Consider the following 19,558-nt stretch of genomic DNA (forward strand, 5'->3'; position numbering starts at 1 on the left):
AGTTATAAACAAATGTTATATGCAAATCAGAGTAATAAGGTTTCTTTACTCAATCAGTTAACACCAGCAAGAGTCTTCTGTAATGCAGCATATTGCTCATTAACGCTTTTTAACGTTGCTTCTACTTTATCGTTTAAATCTTTGGTGGTTTGTTTAAAGCGATTGGTGTCGCGATCAATATCTGCCATTGAACTACTGATAGTTTGAATCGTATTATCTATTCGGCCTAGCGCAGCATTTAGCTCACGCTCTTTAGCTGTGAAATGCTCTATCAGTTGTTGCGGGATTTCCGCCGGTGCAGGTGGTGGAGAGCCAATAACATCGAACTCTTCTATATCACTTACAGGAACCCACTGCGCATAAGAAGGATGCCAAGCATAAACATTTGGATTTGACGCAATAAACTTATTTGATTCTGCCAGCCTTAATGGTCCGCTGATCTCACCATTATTTGAGAAATACCACTCTTTCATAGTCCACTTTTTTCCTTAAATAGTGCAGTAAGCCAAAGTTTTATTAATTTAATCAACAGCTTGTAGGAAGGCTAAAATTTATAACGTAGAAAACGTTAGCTTATTGGGTTGTTATCAATTAAATCGCATATCGTACGAACTTATTACATTAACTGATATTGATTAACATTTCCACTTGGAAATGGGGATTTTTAAGAGTTTTTATCAGTGCCAAATAGACAGAAAATTGACACTAATTCATTCAGTTGTTTAAAACTATTGTTTTATATTGTGATTATTCGAAGTCAGCATTAACTTCAAAGGTTATTCTGTGATTTGTATTAGGGTGAATAATCGACAGCAATTGAGCATGTAAATGCAGTCTTTGTGCATTTTTTCCATATAAATCATCGCCTAAAATTGGCATGTTCAAGCCTTTGGCGTGGGCGCAATGGACTCTTAATTGATGAGTTCTGCCTGTCTTGGGGAATAAGTGAATTAAGCAAGAGTTGTTTAATTCCTGTACTTTTTGCCAATGGGTTTGTGCATTTTTTCCGTGTGAATAACAGACAAGTTGCTTTGGTCTATCGTCTAAATCTACTCTTAATGGCAGTGTAATATCGCCGCGATCAAGCTGTGGGACCCCATCGATCTTAGCGATATAACGCTTGGTGACAGTACGACTGATAAATTGCTGCACTAAATGCTTATTGGCTTCTTTAGACAGCGCAATAACCATTAATCCTGAGGTCGACATATCTAGGCGATGTACTATGAGTGGCCCAGTGGCGTGGGGAAAAGCTTGCTTCATTCTGCTATATACTGAGTCGGTGATATTTTTACCAGGCACAGATAAAAACTCCGCTGGTTTATTCACGATCACAATATGATCGTCTTGGTAAACGATGGGAAGCTCGACCCCTTCAGCAGGGTTGCTAAGTAGTGGATTTTCATCAACCAGTAGGCCTTTAAGCATATGCCCTAAAATTGGGCGGCATTTTCCATGGCATGCAGGGTAATAGTTTTTATGCTGTTTAATTTCAGATTTGGGCGACATGCCCCACCAAAACTCAGCCATAGTGATAGGAGTGAAATTATGTTTAAAGGCATATTGTAGCAGTTTAGGCGCGGCGCACTCACCAGCTCCAGCAGGTGGTAAATGATTGGGCGCATCATTAAAAATCTTATTAAGATCACTACTCTCACCTAGGGCATTTAAAAACTGATAGTGGCTAAATAACTTATGCTGTAGCCCATTAGATAGCTGCTTTCTTTGTTGTTTAATAGCACTAATAGCTTGTTCTAATTCAGCTAATGGCTCAGCAACCAGTTTAGTTTGCCGCTCCCAATGCTCTTTAAGCTCTGCTAAGCAATATTTATCATTAACGCTTTGTCTGCTCATTTCAATTGATAAGGTTTTAAAGTCAGTTTCATTGAGACTTTGCGCTTGAGCTCGCTGAACTTTGCGATACTTTCTGTTTTCGATCATTTGCGATCGCTGCGCCGCGATGGCATTTTCAGCTTGCTGCTGCGTTAACGCTAGTTTAGTGGTCAACTGCTGTAATAATGGATCGTTTTCTAACTCAACCAGCTGGGCATTGAGTTGATTGATTTCGATATTTTCTTGTTTGAAAAAACTATCTTTACTGAGCATATCAAATACTGGCGGCACGAATTGTGGCCATAGGTTTTTATCAGCTAATTTACCTGAAAAAGCAGCTAAAAAACCCAGTTGTCCCTGAGTATTTTTGACCACTAATACCCCAAACATTTTACCTATGGCAGGAAGGTGTTTTGATGCTTCTCTTCTAAGCAATGCTTCAGTTGGTGCTGACTGATCATGTTCTTTATCGGTAATGCCAAAATTATGCAGCCAATCTGTTTGCTGTTGTAAATGCTCTTGTAGCTGCTCGGCGGCGATAATCGCTAATGGGTGTGGCTGATAATAAAAGGGGAAAGTAAATTTTTCCGGCAATGTATATCCATCTACATTGGTGTTAAATGGCACAAAGCAGTGCTGGTTTGTAGTGGAATGGCTTGCGTTATTATCAGTTGGCATCTTCTACAGCTTCTTTTTCAATAAATTACTTTAAATGGTTACTAATCAGCTCTTGGGTGTGCTTGAGTAGTTCTAATCCGCCATTGTTGCCATGACCTGGTACCACAATGATTGCATCATTATAACGGCTTTTGGCTTTATCTAGGGTATTTGGCCACTCAGAAAGTGACGCTTGTGCAATATAGCCCATAGTTTTGCTAGCTTGACTTTTTATTAGGCATCCGCCGAATAGTAATTTCGACTCAGGCAGCCACACCACGAGGTTATCTTCTGTATGGCCTGCACCGAGATATTTTACTTCAATCTGCTTGTGGGCTAATTGCAACTTGTCGCCTGTAAAAGCCTGTTTTGCTAAAGGCTTATTATTGGCTTTTAAGTATGAATTGGTTAATTCAGAGGCGTTAGTATCAACCCCTATGGTATTTAAGTAGCCAATTCCGGCTGCGCGATCATCATGGGAATGAGTTGAAATACTCGCCCGTAGCGTAAAGCCTTGTTGCTTAATCCATCGCACCAGTTGAATGGTATCTTTTTCTGTCCATGGGGTATCAATCAAATAGGCCTCTGAGCCATCGATAACCACTAAGCCATTAGCTGATACAAAGCCGTAATCTTGAGTTTGGAAGTAAGAGGTAAACTGAAATACATTGTCGATTAACGGCTTGACTGATAATTGGCCTTTTGTTGGTTCAAGCTGATTAGTGGCGCTTTTAAACTGTTCTTGGCTAGCGTGGGTGCTGGGCACTAACAGTAAAATATAAGCGAGGAATAATGCTATGGCCAATTTCATCATGCAGTCTCTGTCCAAGTGGTTACAGGCTAGAGTTTACCCTATTGCTATTAAGATGGTGCAGTCTATTAAGATAGTGCAGTCTATTAAGATAGTGTAGCCGCTTACTATTGTGGCTAATTTTACACAGGTAGCGCTTGAGGTTGATAGGCTTCAGTATGAGGGCCTTTGTTGAGCGGCATTATGAGCTATTTTGAGTGAGAGACGCTATTTGAGTTGCTGATGTCAGCCTTGGACAATTTAACAATCACATAGCGAGTATCAAGGCTATGTGATTGTTGGACTTTAAGTCATTTTTCAGTGTTTATCGTGCGGTAGAAATAACTTCAGTCGTTACTATTTTGTATTTACGACTGCGATTATTTTGGAAGTCGATGCAGTACACAAATTTTATTGCCATCAGGGTCGCGTAAATAGGCAAGGTACAAATTCATCGCAGGGTTTGAACGTACTCCAGGCGGTTCTTCACAAGGTGTGCCGCCATGAGCGGCGCCGACTTCATGCCATTTATCGCCCTGAGCAGCATCTTTAACACTAAAACCGATAGTGGTGCCGTTGCCGTGGGTTGCAGGTTCGCCATCGATGGGTTTAGTGATGGCAAAAATACCGCTTTCAGTGAAGTAAAAACAACGACCTTTATCATCGATGACCCCAGGTTCGTAACCTAAAACGGCGAAGGTGGCATCGTAAAATGCTTTTGATTTTTGTATATCGTTACTGCCGATCATGATGTGGCTGAACATGTCACTCTCCTTGTTGAATTATAAGGCGTTTATAAATTTTTTAATAAACGTCACTTTCTTATATGGGACTGTTTTATTATTAAACAAGCCTTTTGGCAATAAACGTCAGCGTTAAGTGCGAATGCTAGATGTTGTTTTGATGGCTTAAATACAGCTGCCTGACATCAATTTTTGCTTTTATGCGAGAGGCAAGTAAGTAGATACCGGCTAACTTGCGATGGATAAAAATCGCATCGGTTGGCGGTGCGTGCCATTCATCTTGTTTGGTGCTCATGGCCTTGGCTGAGTCGGTAATGCGTTTAGCGAGATTACTATTGGCAAAATCATATTCCCCTTCACATCGTAATGGCTCACAGGCTTGATGGAAAATATCGACAATGACTTGTTGCTGCTCTGGGGTAATGTGTTTTTGAAAAAAACCAATTTGCGCTGCAGCCTGGGTCATGAGTGCACTATCACTGGTCATAGCGCCTTGCATTAACATGTTATAGCCGCTGGATAAATCATCAGAAATGCTGCGGGTAGCACCAAAATCTAACAGCACAATTTTGTCAGGATCTGCTTGGTACATAAAGTTGGCAAAGTTGGGATCTGTTTGTACCAACTTAAAGGTAAACAGCTCATCTAAAAAAAGACTGAGTAACCGGGTGGCGACCTTATCGCGAATGCTTTGCGCCATATTGAGCACAGATTCTATTGGCACGCCTTCGATAAACTGCATCACTAAAATACTGTCGGTGCTAAGCTGCGAATAAACTCTTGGTACCACAAAGTGTGGCGTATCAGCGACCCAAGTGTAGTATTGCTGCAGTAAATTAGCTTCGTAGTGATAATCAGCTTCGTGGTGTAATTGTGCTTTAGCTTCAGTGAGTAACTTATCAAATTGCACATGGTCGGGCACTAACTGCGCCATTTTTAGCAGGCTCGCGACATTATCAATATCGCTGTCGATACTGTCTTTAATACCGGGATATTGAATTTTAACTGCTAGTTTTTCACCACTGTCCAGATAGGCTAAATGTACCTGACCAATAGAGGCGGCTGCAAAAGGGCGTAATTCAAATTGGGCAAAAGGAGCTAACCAATCTTGTCCCCATTGTTGTTTGAGGATCGCAACCAGTTGTTTATGGGGCATGGCTTTAGCATCATCGCGGAGTTTCGCTAAGATGTCACTGATTTCTGGAGGCAGTAAATCACCACTATCCATAGAGATCATCTGACCCACTTTCATGGCCGCGCCACGAAGTTGAGCGAGCTTTTCAGCCACTTGAGTCATATTCTTGGGAGTAAGTACCAGCTGTTGCAACTGAGGTGATTGACCTTTACTGAGCTGTTTGGCGCCTTCAAACAGTACGTTGCCAGCAACCCTTGATGCTAATGAGCCCATTTTACCTAAACGAGATAAACGACTACTGGGGATCTTGGCTACACTGCTCGCGCTATTTCTGTCAGTAACATCTCTATTCATGGGCAACTCCGGTACTTGCTCGCGTTATACTGAGTTAGATAATACGTTGGAAATTTATATTCAGATCAGAAGTTTAAAGCATAAAAAAAGGGTAATGTTATTACCCTTTAATATTGCGCTATTTAGTGTCTTTGGTGTCACTAAAACTCAAAGGTGTCTTGCCAACCGAGTAACACACTTTGTAGGCCATGTTTTTGCTCGTAACGCTCAAGCTTTTCAGGACTGGCATCACCAAGGGCAAGTTCTCGGTATTTCTTGGCAAACTTAAGCGTTCGCAATAACTCTTGGTAAAAATGTTTACCTAAGTCTTGGCGAATGGCCTCTGCTAATGAATCTGGTAACAGTTTCAACGCGCGGTCGGTATGAATTTGAATCACTTCAACACTAAACCACTTATCGTCTAACGCAATTTTACGCAGGCGCTTTTTCATGTCTTCACGTACACGAGCATCATCAAACATCATGCGATAAAGCACGGCTTCAGCCAGCACGCTTTCAAGCCCAAGACTAAATAATGGATCGAGTTCAGTTTTAGCGTAAAAGGTTTCAAGCAATACTTTCGTGGCTTCTTGACTTCTGTGGTCAGTAAGCGCTTTTTGATAATCTTGCCAACCTAGCCACTCATCTGTATCTGGCGGGGTCGAGATTTTTTCCATGAGTATTGGATTGATATCACCATAGAGTGATTTTTCACTGCCATGCATATGCTTACTCACAGTGGTCAACATGCTCCAGCCTTTTTGAAAGCATTTCATTATGCCATCAGGGGTTTTCAGCAAGTTGATTGAGCCAACGGGTTCGTGACCGGTTAGTGCAATAAGCCCTAGGCTAACCACGCCAATGACATCATGGGCTGCTTGCTCCAGCAAATGCATTTTGTGCTTGTTATAAAACTTATCAGCAAGTTTAAGACTCATTAAAATCGCTTTCGATTTTATTTGGGTGACATGCTCATCGGTTAATAGTGCTTCACGGCGGCCATACTCAAGTACCCGACTAAAGTATGGGCCTTGATTGTTATCACGTAATGCTAACTGCATTAACTGGTTTCCTTAATCAAGAAAAGTAAACATATCATCGACTTCAGCGTACTCATCAGCCACTTGGTTTTTATCTTTTGCTTGTAACACCAGCTCATTAACGAATTTACCGATGATTTGTTCCCAACCAGAACTTTCATTACGCAGCAGATTTTTAATCGACTTGGCCACTTCAGGCGCAATTTGTTGAATTAATGCCAATAGGCTGCGGGGATCATCCATCGCTAGGCTATGGGCTTCTTCATCTGCTTGCCAGTTGCTATAACCCACTGTTTCACCATCATCTTCGTCATCGTAAGAATCAAAAATGGTGTTGTGGTCTTGCTCGGCTGATGGCGCCAAAATCAACTCAATAAACGGAATTGATAAATAAAACAGCCCAGCAGGATCTTCTGCAATACACTCTAAAATGGCGGCTTGTTTTTCTTCAGTGCCCTGAATACGAATAAGGTAGGTTAAAAACTCAAAGGTATGATGCATTAATTCATCAACATTGGTTTTAATTTGCTCTTCCCAATACAAAGGTTGCTGACACACTATGTCGCGGATTTGCTCTGGGGTCATCAGCTCAGACATGATCGACGGACAAGAAATATCATGATGACTGTTGATTTGAGTTAAGGTAACGATATCCATATGCTCAATGACATCAACAAGCTGCTCATCATTCATTGTGTTAGCAATGATTTCGAAGCGCTTACTGGCTTGTTGTGGCTCAACATCAGCGAGATCTTTAATCTCAGCAGCAGTGATTTCAATAAGATTGTTCATTAACGCTCCTCTTCATCATATTGGTCGTAATAGCCTTCTTCATCTTCGCTTTGGCTGTCGTCATCATTATTATATGGGTCATAACCATCGTCGCTATTGCCACCTTCAGATGAAGCAAAAGACTTACTTGGTGCAACCACGTTATCTTGAGTATTAAGCAGATAAACCACGGCGCAGCTTTCAATTAACAGTTCTTCAGAATATTTACGTACTGCAAGGACTAATGGCACATCGGCATTGTTGAACTGCACCGTGACTTTAAACTCGTCCCATGTTGGCAATACCGCATTATCAATCCAGCCTGCCCATTTCATTTTGGCTTCGTCAGAAAAACGAATGCGATTAAATAAGGCAACCGGTAAATACTCGGGTACCGCAGCTAGCATCGACGGATCGGCTAATAAAATCTCTTTCATTGAGTTGGTGAATTTTGCTAATGCATCAGGGGTATCGGGGTCGTTGTACGATTCGATATTGTCATAGGCATTATTTTTTAACTCATTGATGCGTGAGATATTAAGTGTTTGGCTCATGGGTTTCTCAAGAATAAAATTGGTCCCACAGCTCGGTCATTGCCGCTGTAGGATTGGTCACGATGACATTATTAAAATCTTTAATAAATGCAGTTCTTAATTTTTTATCAGATAAAACATCATAGGCATTTTTAACCCTTTGTAGCTGCTCTGCAGCTTGATGCTTTTCTTCTTCAGATGCGTTAAGCAGTTTATCGGGGTGCAGCTTATTTGATAAACGTTTATAGGCTTTTTTTATTTCGTCTTCTTTGGCACTGGCTTTAACACCGAGGACGGTGAAGTGGTTAATCATATTTTTACCTGTGGCGAATGAACTTGGATAGCGAGTACTAATCCATTAAATTATGATTATTTGGTTGCAAATAATAACAGAAATACTGTGTTTCCCATAAAACTATCAGTAAGTTTAGCTTAATACAAAATACACAGGTTAGATTTACAGCAATTTATTGACAATCTTGGGAGGATAAATCGAGAAACTAAGTTTGCATGCAGCAGTGTTTAGCGCAAGAAATGCGATTATTTAAGCCCAAATCATGCCCAATGATAAAGGTTACATGGGATTAAATATGACATCTAAAAAGCCATTTGCTTGGTATTCAAAGCGCCGTAATAGCGCTTATTTGCTAAGCGCTAACAATCATCCATAAGGCTTTAATTTAGAATTGCTATTTGATCAACTTAAGTAATGATTTAAAGCGCTCGCCTGTCGCTTGATGTTGCAATTCAAATAAACAAGATTCAGTGTTAGTGAGTTTAGCGCCTAGGGCTTGCATCATTTCAATGCCTAAGGCTCTATTGGCCTCAATGCGCGATGACACCGCATCGGCAACTAAATGCACATGGTAGCGATTAGCCAACAAATCCTGACAGGTTTGATAAACACATACATGGGTTTCAATGCCCGCGAGAATAATCTGATTGCGATTTAAGCGCGTTAACTGCTGCTGAAACTCCTGGCACTGCCATGCGCTAAAGTGAGATTTAGCAATCACTTGGGTAGTTTTAGATAAATGCTCGCTCAATTGCGCTGAGGTCGGACCTAATTTATCGGGCAGTTGTTCTAGCCATAAAATTGGAATATCAAATAATTGCGCCCCTTGGATCAAGATAGCGAGCTGATGATGCAGCGCCGAAGATTGCTGCATTACCTGTGCAAGTTTACCTTGCACATCCACAATCACCAGTACAGATTGATCCGCAGTTAACATAAAAACTCCTTTGTTTATGGCTCAATAGCTGAGTTAGAGTAAACCCTGTTAGGGCGGGCTGACTATACTCTAAAGGTCGAAGCTTTATCTGCTAGCAAGGATTGATACTATTTTATTACTTAGCACTTATTGCTGTAATTCAAGGAAGATATAATGAAAAAACGTATTGTTATTTGTGCCGATGGCACCTGGAACCGCCCAGAGAAAGACCTTAAAAAAGACTTTCCCACCAATGTGCTACGTATTGCCAGAGGCATTAAGCCCATTGCCGATGATGGAGTGGCGCAACAGGTGTTTTACGATTGGGGCGTCGGCTCATATTATGACTCAGTATCTGGTGGCATAACCGGCAGTGGTGTTCAAAAGAACATTATGGATTGTTATCGCTATATCGTACAAAACTACCACGAAGGCGATGAAATATATCTGTTTGGTTTTAGCCGCGGCGCTTATACCGTGCGCAGTTTATGCGGCTTAATTAATAACTGCGGCATTCTAAAGCGCCCCGATGCCAATCAAATTCAAGCGGCGTTTGAGCACTATAAATCCAAATCAAAACCTTATAAGCCTGATGGCGCAAAATCCATCGCTTTTCGTGAGCAATACAGTTACCCATCAAGGCAGGTCAAATTTGTTGGGGTGTGGGATACCGTCGGCGCCATGGGAATTCCATTCTCATTTTTAGGCTTATTTGAAGATAAAGATGAGTTTTACGACACTAAGCTTGGGCGTAATGTTAGCGTAGCGCGCCATGCGCTAGCCATTGATGAAGTGCGTGACGACTTTAGACCCACCATTTGGCAGCCTCGCAGCAACATGAATATTCAACAAGTGTGGTTTGCAGGGGTGCACAGTAATATAGGCGGCAGTTATAAGCCTGATGATGATCAGAGCTGTTTATCGGATATCGCGCTTAAATGGATGATGCAACAAGCCAGTGAATTTGACTTAGCATTTGAGACCCATTTGCATGACAGTTTGCGCCCTAATCCTATGGCGACCAAGCATAAGTCTAAAAAGCATGTGTATCGTATTCGTGGTGAATATCATCGCCCGCTAACTGACTGCGAGAAACCTATTTGGATACATCAATCAGTGAAACAAAGATGGGATGCTGACATGAAATATAGACCTAAAAACTTACAAGCTTACATCGATACTCACGGTTGGCCTGATACACTCATTGAGTAGCTCATTGACTGAGTTGTTTGAAGTAATAGTCGGTTGCAGATAGAGTCTGGGATAGCATTGACCCAATAACCCCAGTGTAATTTTTCAAAGGAAAAGCATGTTGTCACGAATTTCCATCAGTATCTTTTTTATCATCACCACTGTGGTAAGTCCTTTTTTAGACGCTAAGACAAAAGAAGCCGAACCCGCTAAACGTATCATAGCGCTTTCGCCCCACGCGGTTGAAATGCTCTATGCCATCGGTGCTGGCGAGTCTATTGTTGCCACTACTGATCATACTGATTTTCCAGAGGCAGCAAAGTCTATTCCCAGTATCGGTGGTTACTACGGTATTCAAATTGAGCGAGTGTTAGAGCTAAACCCTGACTTAATCGTGGTGTGGAATAGCGGCAATAAAATGGACGATATCACCCAGCTAACTCAGCTAGGCTTTAAGGTGTTTAATAGCGATCCTAAAAGCCTTGATGATGTAGCCAATGAATTAGAACAATTGGGTGAGCTTACGGGTAATCAAGATAAAGCGGCGAAAGTAGCAGCAAACTATCGTCAGCAGCTAACGGATATCCGCGCTGAAAATCAATTAAAGTCGCCAGTAAAAGTGTTTTACCAGTTGTGGTCAACGCCGTTAATGACAGTATCTAAAGGCAGTTGGATAGAGCATATTATCGAAGCTTGTCATGGTGAAAATGTTTTTATCGATGCAGCCAGTGAATACCCGCAAGTAAGCGTTGAGAATGTATTGCTCACCATGGCAGAAGTGATTTTACAAAGCCAAGATGAGGGCAACGTTATTGGTGTTGATTGGTCACAGTGGCCAGAATTACCCGCAGTTAAAAATCAGCATATCTATCAACTCAATGCTGATGTACTGCATCGCGCCTCCCCACGGGCTATTTTAGGTGTTGAAGCCTTGTGTGGTGCATTGGATAAAGTGCGTCAGCCCTAAAGCGGCTTGAATTAAGCAGTTCAATATAGATTGCCCAAAAGTGTCCGCGCGGACACTTTTTTTGTTTTCGGACACTTCTCATTTTAATGCGGACACTTTACAAGGTGTCCGCGGACACTTTCGATTGTTGGTCGTATAATTAAAATGTCTTAAGTATCTAATTAATATCATTATTTAATTTATGGCACAGCCTGTGCTATATCCAATGCAATATGATTGATAAATGCAGCAGCATTGAGCGCATTCTAGGATTAATGATGATTAAAGATACCAGCGGACAAGATAAGGTTATTCAGCCAAAGCTAACCAATAAGCTAAAAATGCCATTAGTGATTGGTACCCTTGGCTTGTTGATGAGTGCGTTGGTGTGGGCAAGCTTAGGACATGACAATAATATTCGCTCAATTGATGCAACTGACTTAAGGCTAGCAACACTGACTCGCGGCACTTTGGTTCGTGATATTGCCACCACCGGGAAAATCGTAGCTGCTAATGCACCTGTTTTATATAGCACTGAACAAGGTGTGGTGACTATGCTGAGCCAACCTGGCGATATCGTTGAACTTGGTCAAGTGGTTGCTCAAATAGAAAGCCCTAAGTTACAAAATTCTTATGAGCAGCAGCAATCATTGTATGGGGCAATGGAAAGTAATTTAGAACGGGCCAAGTTAGATGCTCGCCGAGAACAACTCAGAGTTAGCCAAGTGTTAGACATGGCCAAAGTGGACTTAGAGGCGGCAGATCGTGAAAGTCGCCGCGGCGATCAACTGATTGAAAGCCGTTTGATAAGTCGAATCGATTTTGAAAAGGGTAAGGATGATCTGCACAAAGCAAAATTGCTGCATCAACATGCCATTGCCGAAGTTGACTTAATGGGCGATACCTTAGCATTTGAGCTTAAAAATCGTGCCGAAGAAGTGTCTAGACAATTAGTCGTTGATGATAATCATGCCATTTGTAGCGCTCTGACATTAATGTTGGATATTCATGGCTATAAATCATTAAGCTGCTAAACCCCAGAGCAAGCTTTACAGATTGTGGCAGAGCAAGATATCAGCTTGGTTATTCAGGATATGAACTTCACCCAGGACACCACCTCTGGTGAAGAAGGCCGCCAGTTGTTTTATACCTTACGGGAACAACAACCCAATTTACCTATCATCTTAATGACCGCCTGGACTCAGCTAGAAACCGCGGTTGAGCTGGTTAAAGCTGGGGCTGCTGATTACATGGGTAAACCTTGGGATGATGCCAAACTGCTAAATAGCATCAGTAATTTATTATCGATATATCACTTATCCAAGCAAAATAACCAATTGTCACGGCTGGATTCAGAACGCATGAGCGCCATCAAAGACGCTGATTTATGCGGTATGGTGTTTGGCAGCGGCGCCATGCAACGTTGCATTGACTTAGCACTGCAAGTGGCGCGCTCTGATGTGTCGGTGATGATCACCGGGCCCAATGGCGCAGGTAAAGATAAAATAGCTGATATCGTCCAAGCAAATTCATTGTTAAAAAGTAAACCGTTTATAAAAGTGAACATTGGCGCACTGCCAATGGACTTGTTGGAGGCTGAGCTGTTTGGCGCTGAAGCGGGGGCTTTTACTGGCGCAAATAAAGCACGTATTGGCCGTTTTGAAGCGGCGGATGGCGGCACTTTATTTTTAGATGAAATTGGTAACTTGCCTTTATCTGGGCAAGTGAAGTTATTGCGGGTTTTACAAACCGGTGAGTTTGAGCGCTTAGGCAGTCATCAAACTCGAAAAGTGAATGTACGTGTCATCAGCGCCACCAATGCCGACTTAGGCCAAGACATTGCCAATGGTCAGTTTAGAGAAGATTTATTTTATCGTTTAAATGTTATTGAACTAGCGTTAGCGCCGCTTAATCAACGCATTGATGACATATTGCCATTAGCCAACTTCTTTGTCGGTGAATCATTTTGTTTTGATAAACAGGCGCAGCAAGCGCTATTAACCCATGCTTGGTCGGGTAATGTGCGCGAGCTTGAGAATGTTTGTAAAAGAGCGGTGTTATTGGCTAAATCATCACAACTAAGCATTGCTGATTTAGGTTTATCTCAACAACACACGCTTGCTGAAGTAGATCAAAATCAACACCTTGCAAACTCAAGGCGTGTGGATCTAAGTGCAGATACAGCACCTGAAACGAGCAACGCTATTTCAGCCAATAGCGTTACCAATAACACCACAACTAAAACCATAACTAAAACCACAGCCGAGCCGGATAAACAGCAGATTGAACAGGCGTTAACGGCTCATAATGGGGTGATTTCTAGAGTCGCTAAAGCACTGGGGTTAAGCCGTCAAGCACTGTACAGGCGGATGGAAAAGTATGGCTTGTCAGTGAATAAGTAATTTTGCTCAGCAACGTGGTTATGGAAAACCAGTATGAAAATCAACTTAGAGAACAAACCTTAAATGAGCCTACGTAACAAACTGGTACTGTCAAATTTAGTCTGCACCCTAGTGTCGTTGTTGCTGGCTTACGGTCTGTGGCAATGGCTTGGGGATGAGTCAGTATGGGCCGCGGTGGTTGTGAGCTTGGGTCTGTGTTTTCTCATCAGTATGTACCTGACTCGTCAACTGGGCGAAAGCTTACAAGCATTAGAAGTCGGCTTACTCAACTTTAAAGATAATGAATTTAGTGTGTCATTACCTGAATATGCTGAGCCGCAACTGAATGAACTGGCTGGTTTATACAATCAAGCCTCGGCCAAGCTGCGAAAAGAGCGGCAGTTTATTTATCAGCGTGAATTAATGCTCGATAAAGTGATACAAAACTCGCCTAACATCATGTTGCTGGTGGATGATAATCAGCGAATTATTTATGCTAACGATGCTGCCAGACACTTATTTAATCAGGGGATTAGAATTGAAGGCGTGTTGCTTTCAGAGCTGATTGCAGTGTTACCAAGCGCGTTAAAGCAGGCATTAGAGAGTGAACATGAAGGCTTGTTTTCCATTGATGCCAATGGCGAAGGGTTAAGCGATGATAGCGCGGGTGAAATCGAAACATGGCATATCTCCCGTGGGCAATTTAATCAAAATAATCAACGTCACCATTTAATTTTACTTAAACAATTAACCAAAGAACTTAATCGCCAAGAAGTAGCGGTGTGGAAAAAAGTCATCCGCATTATCAGTCATGAGTTGAATAACTCTGTGGCGCCTATTGCTTCAATGGTCAATTCTGGCAGAGTACTCACTAAAGATTTTGATAACGAAAGATTAGCGCTGATATTCGATACCATCGAAAATCGCACCGCCCATTTAAGCCAGTTTATTTCCCATTATGCCCAATTCGCTAAGCTGCCTTTACCTAAAAGATCGCCAGTTAATTGGGAAAACTTAATCGAGCAGCTAGCCCAGCAGTATCGGTTCAGTTTAACTTCAGCATTGCCGCAACAAGCCATTGCCTTAGACTGTGTGCAATTAGAGCAAGTGTTAATCAATCTGCTTAAAAATGCCCAAGAATCTGGGGCTGATAAAGATGGGGTCACGGTGGCGTTTCTAGAGGTCAGTCATCCGCTTACTGGGGTGGTGATCACCATTGAAGATAACGGTTTAGGTATGTCTAGCGAGGTGTTATCTCAAGCCTTATTACCGTTTTATTCAACTAAACAATCGGGCACAGGCATTGGTTTGCCCTTATGCCGCGAAATAGTTGAAGCTCATGGTGGCCATATCACCATGCAAAATCGTAAAGAGAAAGGCTTAAGCGTTAAATTGTGGCTGCCAAATGAGTAGTCGTACTTAGTTAATAACGGTAAGAATAAAGAAAGCCCAATAGATAGTCTCTATTGGGCTTTTTTGAAGTGTTAATCATAGTATTAATAACAATATCACTGTTTAAGCGAGTGATGATTGTTATTGATAAGTGCTACGTATAAGAGCTGTTTATAAATACTCAACTTCCAATGAAATCAACATCGCATCATCATCTTCAGAGGTGAACTCGGCTTTTAATACAAAGTCATCACTTTCGACATTAATGATCTCATACCATGCACTGGCTTGATCGCTAAAGTGTGCCAACATAGCTTCACGGGTGGCTGGGATATTAATGGATTTTAAATAAGCCATAAACTGCTCATCAGACTCAATAGGGTAGTTAATACTCTCAGAGAGTTTTACTTTTTGAATGACATTATTGTAATGCTTAACCTGCACATTTTTTGACAGTAAACTCCAAACGCCGTTGTTTGAAAATTGAATAACATTAGGCACAAAACGGTTAACTAGCGCATCGAGCGTGCTGGGTTGATTGTTCTCAGTAGGTAAAAGTACTTCAGTTAACTTTTGGCTATTGAGCTCCGAAAATAATATCTCATCATTATCACGGCTGTATTTTCTTGATTTAAAGGTGAAACCTGTGAGCAGTAATTCAGGCTCATCGCTGGTGATAGAAGAAAACTCATCAAACTCTAACGTCAGTAAGTTTTTATGATTGGAGACGATATATTCTTCAGTACTGGTTTGCTTTAAATAATCAAGCTTATTGCGCACTTGCAGTACTTCATCACGGTATCCGGCTTTATCATCAATCAGCCAGTTATTATCAAACCTTTCGTTGTAGCTAATTAAATTTTTGCCATTGTAGTTAAGTAAAGAGCGATCTTTATAGGATATTTGCTGAATTTTATTGTTGTCGATAATAAACCACAGCTCGCGGCCATATAGCCATGCTTGGGATTGATCTTTTAGGGTAAATAAAGCGCTGGCAGGACCTAGTAATTCAATCAGACGTTGGGTTGAGTCATCAATGCTAACCCCGTAGGCGCTAGATAGAGTCACATTAGTTGAAGGAAAGCTTGCTTCTCTTGCAAGGCTAGATAATTCTTTTTCTGACAGTATTGTAATCGCAGGGCTAATTTGTGACTGCGCTAAAGTGACTTGTGGCGCAGTGGTCGTTTTGGGTTTAGCTGTAATGCGATTGGTCGTTGCTGCTGTTGAAACCTTAGTGGCTGGCGCCGGTTTTTTAAAGCTAATGGGTTTACGACTAAGTTGATTATAAGCAGTTTTCACCGAAGATAACCGGTCATCTTCGTCGCAAAAATCAATTAAGTCAGCAGTGATAATAATTTTATTGGCTTCAATTAAATTAGTAATAATGACGGCATCGACCCGCTTTTGTTTGGCTTTTTTCTGGATCAGGCGAAAGCTGGTTTCTATTAATTTATCATTTGAGCTATTTTTAAGGGTATTTTCCACATAGATGCCATCGATCACTGTTGGCGTGCACACAGGCAGATGATCGAGTATCGGTGGTAACGATTTAGCTGAAACTTGTAAACTGACAAAGAGTAAAATGAGAACCAGTAATCTGTTCATAATTTAGCGCTTCCTTGTGGGTGTTTTTATTATTATCCATCACGAAATAAACGTCATTACATACACGATGGTTAAAAGTAACTAATCAATTAGCCTTCTTTTTCATGAGGTTATTTTTGTCACTCCAATTCATTATCAGCTGGAGCACAAGCTCTAACTTAACAATTCATTAACAAAGGTGTCAAAAGATTTTTAGGAATAAGTAGTTAAAAAATGTGCATAAAAACAACTGTTGTTGTTTGATAATGATACAGCTAGGGTGGCGAGTATTAGAGTCATAATCTGCCAATGGTTTATCTATTTATTAGCAATGACTGACAAACCCTGAACGCGTGAAGGGTTGCGATCGTGACAGTGGCTCAAATTGCAGTGAACAGAGCACTCAGCTAAAGCTTTGATCTAAAGCTTTGAGCTAAAGAATTTAGCTAAAGTATAACTTAATCGATATTGTGCATAAAATGGTTAGATTTATGCTGTCAGTAGGCTGGGGTTCATTGCTGGAGGATTACCTTTAGTAACCTCAATCAGGGCGCTGTATCAGTTGCATTGGTGAAGCTGTTACTAGGCTGTTATGACTGACAGCTAATTTAACCAAGGTGTGTTTCTGATTTTAAAGGCTTAATAATGAATCACTTTGTTTAAAATAAATTCTGATGACTGTGCATAAGTTAGTAGTAACGGTTTTACAGGGTGGAATGGTCCATGGGTAATCAATTATTTATAAAACATTAGCTGAATAAAACATTGGGCTTAAAAAGTAATTAATGATTTACTAGTAATTAATGACCTTAACTTACTCGGGCTGCTTTTATGCAAACGTTACTGATTTGTCTGTTTATCACAATCTTATTACCCTATTTAGCCAAGGGGCCAGTTGCTGTGGCAATGGCAAAACTCGGCGGTTATGACAATGCACATCCGCGGGCACAGCAAGCCAAGTTAACCGGTTTTGGCGCAAGAGCACTAGCAGGGCATCAAAACGCCTTTGAATCTTTGATCGTTTTTGGTTTATGCAGTTTAACCGCGATCGCAACTGATAATGTTAATGCTACTGTTTCGACGTTAGCTATGGTGCATGTGGTTGCTAGAGTGATCTATCACTTGCTGTACTTAAAGGGCTTATCAACTATGCGCTCACTGGCTTGGTTTGTGGCAATTTTCTGTTCATTTGGCATTTTTTGGCAAGCTTTTTAAGCTTGGAAAATTTTAAACTTCTTTAATCGATATAAACCTTTCTACAATTTACCTTTAAGGTCAAATACTGGCATTGTAAAAATTTCATCATATAATTCTTATACCTATTGTTATCAATTAGGTTTATTAGAGGCGCTGCTATGTATACCGAGCAATTAATGATGTTAATCGCCGTATTTGAACGGGCAGCCTTAATGCTGATGCTGCTGTTTTTGCTCACTCGCACCCGCAGCTTTCAAAAAATCATCACCAAACCAAATCGAAAACCGATTGAGATGGCGATGATGTCGCTGTTATTTACTTTATTTGCGGTTATGAGCACCTACACCGGCATTGAGGTCGATGGCTCCTTGGTTAATGTGCGTATTATTGCAGTGTTATCTGGCGGTATCCTTTTTGGCCCTTGGGTGGGGATCCCAGCAGGTATCATCTCAGGGCTGCATCGTTACTTAATTGATCTTGATGGCGCGACTTCAACCGCCTGTTTAATATCGAGTATTTTTGCAGGCTTTCTGGCAAGTTGGATACATGTCGGTGTCGATAAAAAACACTATACCTGGTATGGCATTTTAGCGGGGGTTATCTGCGAGGTGCTGACCATGGTGCTGATTGTGGTGTTTTCAGATGATTATGAGCAGGCAATGGTGATTGTGCGTCACATTGGTTTGCCGATGATATTGGGCACTGTGTCCATCGGGCTGATTATCAAGTTAGTGCAAGATATTGACGATGAAAAAGATTGGATTGCTGCGCAGCAGGCAAAATTGGCCTTAGATATTGCCAATAAAACCTTACCTTATTTTCGTCAAAATGATCGTCAGTCGTTAATTGCGGTTTGCCAGATCATCCGCCTTGATACACAAGCGGATGTGGTGGCGATAACTGATACCACCTCAGTACTGGCTTATGTGGGTATAGGTCAAGAAAACTACCTAGAGCCCCACAATAAAATTAACGAGATGACCGAGCAAGCCGTTGCCACAGGCAAACAAATTATTAGCAATAACCTTGATGCCCATGACTTTCATTCATTGTTAATCATTCCATTAATGGAGAACAATGTCGTTACTGGTACCTTAAAAATATTTTACCGTGAGCCTTATCAAATTAAGTCTTCACTGCGGGAAATGGCGGTGGGATTATCGCAGCTGATTTCTACCCAAATGGAAGTGTCGCGCATCGAACAGTTAAAAACCATGGCCTCAAAAGCAGAGTTTTCGGCGCTGCAAAGTAAAATTAATCCGCATTTTTTATTTAACGCCCTCAATGCTATCTCTACGTTAATACGTATTCGGCCTCAGCAAGCTCGAGAATTGATCGCCAAACTAGCGGATTTTTTGCGCTTTAATTTAGATCACACTGATGAGCTGATAGATATCCAAGAAGAGCTGCAACAGGTGCGGGATTATGCCGCGATTGAGCAGGCGAGATTTGGGCCTAAATTAACCGTCAGCTTTGATATTGATGATGTACACACTTGTGTGCCAAGCTTACTGATACAGCCGCTGGTGGAAAATGCCATTTTACATGGCATTCAGCCTGCGTCTTATCCTGGTGAGGTGCTGATTACGGTTAAAAAGCAGCAAGATGATCGGGTGAAAATTACCATTCGTGATACTGGGGTTGGCATCGATCCGGCTTTGATTGATAAGTTGCACCAAGGAACCATAGACAGCACGAGCATCGGCTTGATGAATGTACACCAAAGGTTAAAGCTACTCTATGGTGCTGGCTTAGAGATTACTGCATTGACAAAAGGCACTGAGATGTCTTTTTTCATTCATTAGAAGACTATAGGGGGGA

17 protein-coding genes and 1 pseudogene are annotated in these 19,558 nt (G+C 41.4%); 7 read left to right on the forward strand and 11 right to left on the reverse strand.

The annotated features are described in order from the left end of the window. Positions 1–53 precede the first annotated feature (53 nt). The 10 genes from AB4160_RS03145 to AB4160_RS03190 all read right to left on the reverse strand — a co-directional run bounded on the left by AB4160_RS03145 (position 54) and on the right by AB4160_RS03190 (position 9,067). Positions 54–473 (reverse strand): DUF4339 domain-containing protein, encoded by a 420-nt coding sequence (locus tag AB4160_RS03145; RefSeq protein WP_102438656.1) that lies wholly within the window; start codon positions 471–473, stop codon positions 54–56. A gap of 274 nt (positions 474–747) precedes the next feature. Continuing rightward, positions 748–2,511, reverse strand: a complete 1,764-nt coding sequence (locus AB4160_RS03150; RefSeq protein ID WP_372003603.1) for a pseudouridine synthase — start codon at positions 2,509–2,511, stop codon at positions 748–750. 25 nt (positions 2,512–2,536) lie between these two features. Then, positions 2,537–3,304: a subclass B1 metallo-beta-lactamase gene (gene bla, locus AB4160_RS03155; RefSeq protein ID WP_102438651.1), complete on the reverse strand. Its 768-nt coding sequence runs from the start codon at positions 3,302–3,304 to the stop codon at positions 2,537–2,539. A gap of 356 nt (positions 3,305–3,660) precedes the next feature. Then, complete coding sequence (locus tag AB4160_RS03160; RefSeq protein ID WP_102438649.1) at positions 3,661–4,044, reverse strand: VOC family protein; 384 nt, start codon at positions 4,042–4,044, stop codon at positions 3,661–3,663. Positions 4,045–4,168: 124 nt separating this feature from the next. Next, positions 4,169–5,512 (reverse strand): ABC1 kinase family protein, encoded by a 1,344-nt coding sequence (locus AB4160_RS03165; protein WP_372003605.1) that lies wholly within the window; start codon positions 5,510–5,512, stop codon positions 4,169–4,171. Positions 5,513–5,652: 140 nt separating this feature from the next. After that, positions 5,653–6,552, reverse strand: a complete 900-nt coding sequence (locus AB4160_RS03170) for a hypothetical protein (RefSeq protein WP_102438645.1) — start codon at positions 6,550–6,552, stop codon at positions 5,653–5,655. Positions 6,553–6,564: 12 nt separating this feature from the next. Further along, positions 6,565–7,323 carry a hypothetical protein gene (locus AB4160_RS03175; protein WP_076541638.1) on the reverse strand — a complete coding sequence of 253 codons (759 nt, stop codon included), beginning with the start codon at positions 7,321–7,323 and terminating at the stop codon, positions 6,565–6,567. Beyond that, positions 7,323–7,856: a hypothetical protein gene (locus AB4160_RS03180; RefSeq protein ID WP_076541640.1), complete on the reverse strand. Its 534-nt coding sequence runs from the start codon at positions 7,854–7,856 to the stop codon at positions 7,323–7,325. Before AB4160_RS03180 ends, AB4160_RS03175 begins: the two co-directional genes overlap by 1 nt. Before the next feature lie 7 nt (positions 7,857–7,863). After that, positions 7,864–8,148, reverse strand: a complete 285-nt coding sequence (locus tag AB4160_RS03185) for a J domain-containing protein (RefSeq protein WP_076541642.1) — start codon at positions 8,146–8,148, stop codon at positions 7,864–7,866. A 376-nt stretch (positions 8,149–8,524) separates the two neighbouring features. Next, positions 8,525–9,067, reverse strand: coding sequence for a hydrolase (locus AB4160_RS03190; RefSeq protein ID WP_102476310.1), 543 nt, complete (start codon positions 9,065–9,067; stop codon positions 8,525–8,527). A gap of 153 nt (positions 9,068–9,220) precedes the next feature. On the opposite strand from AB4160_RS03190, the gene AB4160_RS03195 reads away from it, so the two are divergent. The 5 genes and pseudogenes from AB4160_RS03195 to AB4160_RS03215 all read left to right on the forward strand — a co-directional run bounded on the left by AB4160_RS03195 (position 9,221) and on the right by AB4160_RS03215 (position 14,977). Beyond that, a complete protein-coding gene (locus AB4160_RS03195) occupies positions 9,221–10,258 on the forward strand; it encodes a DUF2235 domain-containing protein (protein ID WP_102438640.1) in 1,038 nt (345 codons plus the stop codon). Positions 10,259–10,355: 97 nt separating this feature from the next. Next, positions 10,356–11,204: a cobalamin-binding protein gene (locus tag AB4160_RS03200; protein WP_102438638.1), complete on the forward strand. Its 849-nt coding sequence runs from the start codon at positions 10,356–10,358 to the stop codon at positions 11,202–11,204. A 257-nt stretch (positions 11,205–11,461) separates the two neighbouring features. Further along, positions 11,462–12,196 (forward strand): annotated as a pseudogene (locus AB4160_RS03205) (efflux transporter periplasmic adaptor subunit); the annotation flags it as partial. A 45-nt stretch (positions 12,197–12,241) separates the two neighbouring features. After that, complete coding sequence (locus AB4160_RS03210) at positions 12,242–13,585, forward strand: sigma-54-dependent transcriptional regulator (RefSeq protein WP_372003607.1); 1,344 nt, start codon at positions 12,242–12,244, stop codon at positions 13,583–13,585. Between the two features lie 63 nt (positions 13,586–13,648). Beyond that, entirely contained in the window at positions 13,649–14,977 is a 1,329-nt protein-coding gene (locus tag AB4160_RS03215; protein WP_372003609.1) for a PAS domain-containing sensor histidine kinase, read from the forward strand. Between the two features lie 150 nt (positions 14,978–15,127). Here the strand turns inward: AB4160_RS03215 and AB4160_RS03220 are convergent, their stop codons facing one another. After that, positions 15,128–16,561: a hypothetical protein gene (locus AB4160_RS03220; RefSeq protein WP_303502561.1), complete on the reverse strand. Its 1,434-nt coding sequence runs from the start codon at positions 16,559–16,561 to the stop codon at positions 15,128–15,130. Positions 16,562–17,371: 810 nt separating this feature from the next. Here AB4160_RS03220 and AB4160_RS03225 point away from each other — a divergent pair. Together AB4160_RS03225 and AB4160_RS03230 are read left to right on the forward strand one after the other, a co-directional pair. After that, positions 17,372–17,755, forward strand: a complete 384-nt coding sequence (locus AB4160_RS03225; protein WP_372003611.1) for an MAPEG family protein — start codon at positions 17,372–17,374, stop codon at positions 17,753–17,755. Between the two features lie 140 nt (positions 17,756–17,895). Further along, complete coding sequence (locus AB4160_RS03230; RefSeq protein ID WP_198589937.1) at positions 17,896–19,542, forward strand: LytS/YhcK type 5TM receptor domain-containing protein; 1,647 nt, start codon at positions 17,896–17,898, stop codon at positions 19,540–19,542. Positions 19,543–19,558: the final 16 nt, after the last annotated feature.

This window comes from Shewanella sp. 10N.286.51.B8 (assembly GCF_041469325.1).
Taxonomy (GTDB): Bacteria; Pseudomonadota; Gammaproteobacteria; order Enterobacterales; family Shewanellaceae; genus Shewanella.

What these genes read in the sequence shown, in the direction of transcription:
- AB4160_RS03190 (WP_102476310.1), bottom strand. Translation starts at nt 9,067, where the DNA reads ATGTTAACTGCGGATCAATCTGTACTGGTGATTGTGGATGTGCAAGGT.
- AB4160_RS03145 (WP_102438656.1), bottom strand. Translation starts at nt 473, where the DNA reads ATGAAAGAGTGGTATTTCTCAAATAATGGTGAGATCAGCGGACCATTA.
- AB4160_RS03195 (WP_102438640.1), top strand. Translation starts at nt 9,221, where the DNA reads ATGAAAAAACGTATTGTTATTTGTGCCGATGGCACCTGGAACCGCCCA.
- AB4160_RS03200 (WP_102438638.1), top strand. Translation starts at nt 10,356, where the DNA reads ATGTTGTCACGAATTTCCATCAGTATCTTTTTTATCATCACCACTGTG.
- AB4160_RS03185 (WP_076541642.1), bottom strand. Translation starts at nt 8,148, where the DNA reads ATGATTAACCACTTCACCGTCCTCGGTGTTAAAGCCAGTGCCAAAGAA.
- AB4160_RS03170 (WP_102438645.1), bottom strand. Translation starts at nt 6,552, where the DNA reads ATGCAGTTAGCATTACGTGATAACAATCAAGGCCCATACTTTAGTCGG.
- AB4160_RS03165 (WP_372003605.1), bottom strand. Translation starts at nt 5,512, where the DNA reads ATGAATAGAGATGTTACTGACAGAAATAGCGCGAGCAGTGTAGCCAAG.
- bla (WP_102438651.1), bottom strand. Translation starts at nt 3,304, where the DNA reads ATGATGAAATTGGCCATAGCATTATTCCTCGCTTATATTTTACTGTTA.
- AB4160_RS03230 (WP_198589937.1), top strand. Translation starts at nt 17,896, where the DNA reads ATGTATACCGAGCAATTAATGATGTTAATCGCCGTATTTGAACGGGCA.
- AB4160_RS03180 (WP_076541640.1), bottom strand. Translation starts at nt 7,856, where the DNA reads ATGAGCCAAACACTTAATATCTCACGCATCAATGAGTTAAAAAATAAT.
- AB4160_RS03175 (WP_076541638.1), bottom strand. Translation starts at nt 7,323, where the DNA reads ATGAACAATCTTATTGAAATCACTGCTGCTGAGATTAAAGATCTCGCT.
- AB4160_RS03220 (WP_303502561.1), bottom strand. Translation starts at nt 16,561, where the DNA reads ATGAACAGATTACTGGTTCTCATTTTACTCTTTGTCAGTTTACAAGTT.
- AB4160_RS03160 (WP_102438649.1), bottom strand. Translation starts at nt 4,044, where the DNA reads ATGTTCAGCCACATCATGATCGGCAGTAACGATATACAAAAATCAAAA.
- AB4160_RS03150 (WP_372003603.1), bottom strand. Translation starts at nt 2,511, where the DNA reads ATGCCAACTGATAATAACGCAAGCCATTCCACTACAAACCAGCACTGC.
- AB4160_RS03225 (WP_372003611.1), top strand. Translation starts at nt 17,372, where the DNA reads ATGCAAACGTTACTGATTTGTCTGTTTATCACAATCTTATTACCCTAT.
- AB4160_RS03215 (WP_372003609.1), top strand. Translation starts at nt 13,649, where the DNA reads ATGAGCCTACGTAACAAACTGGTACTGTCAAATTTAGTCTGCACCCTA.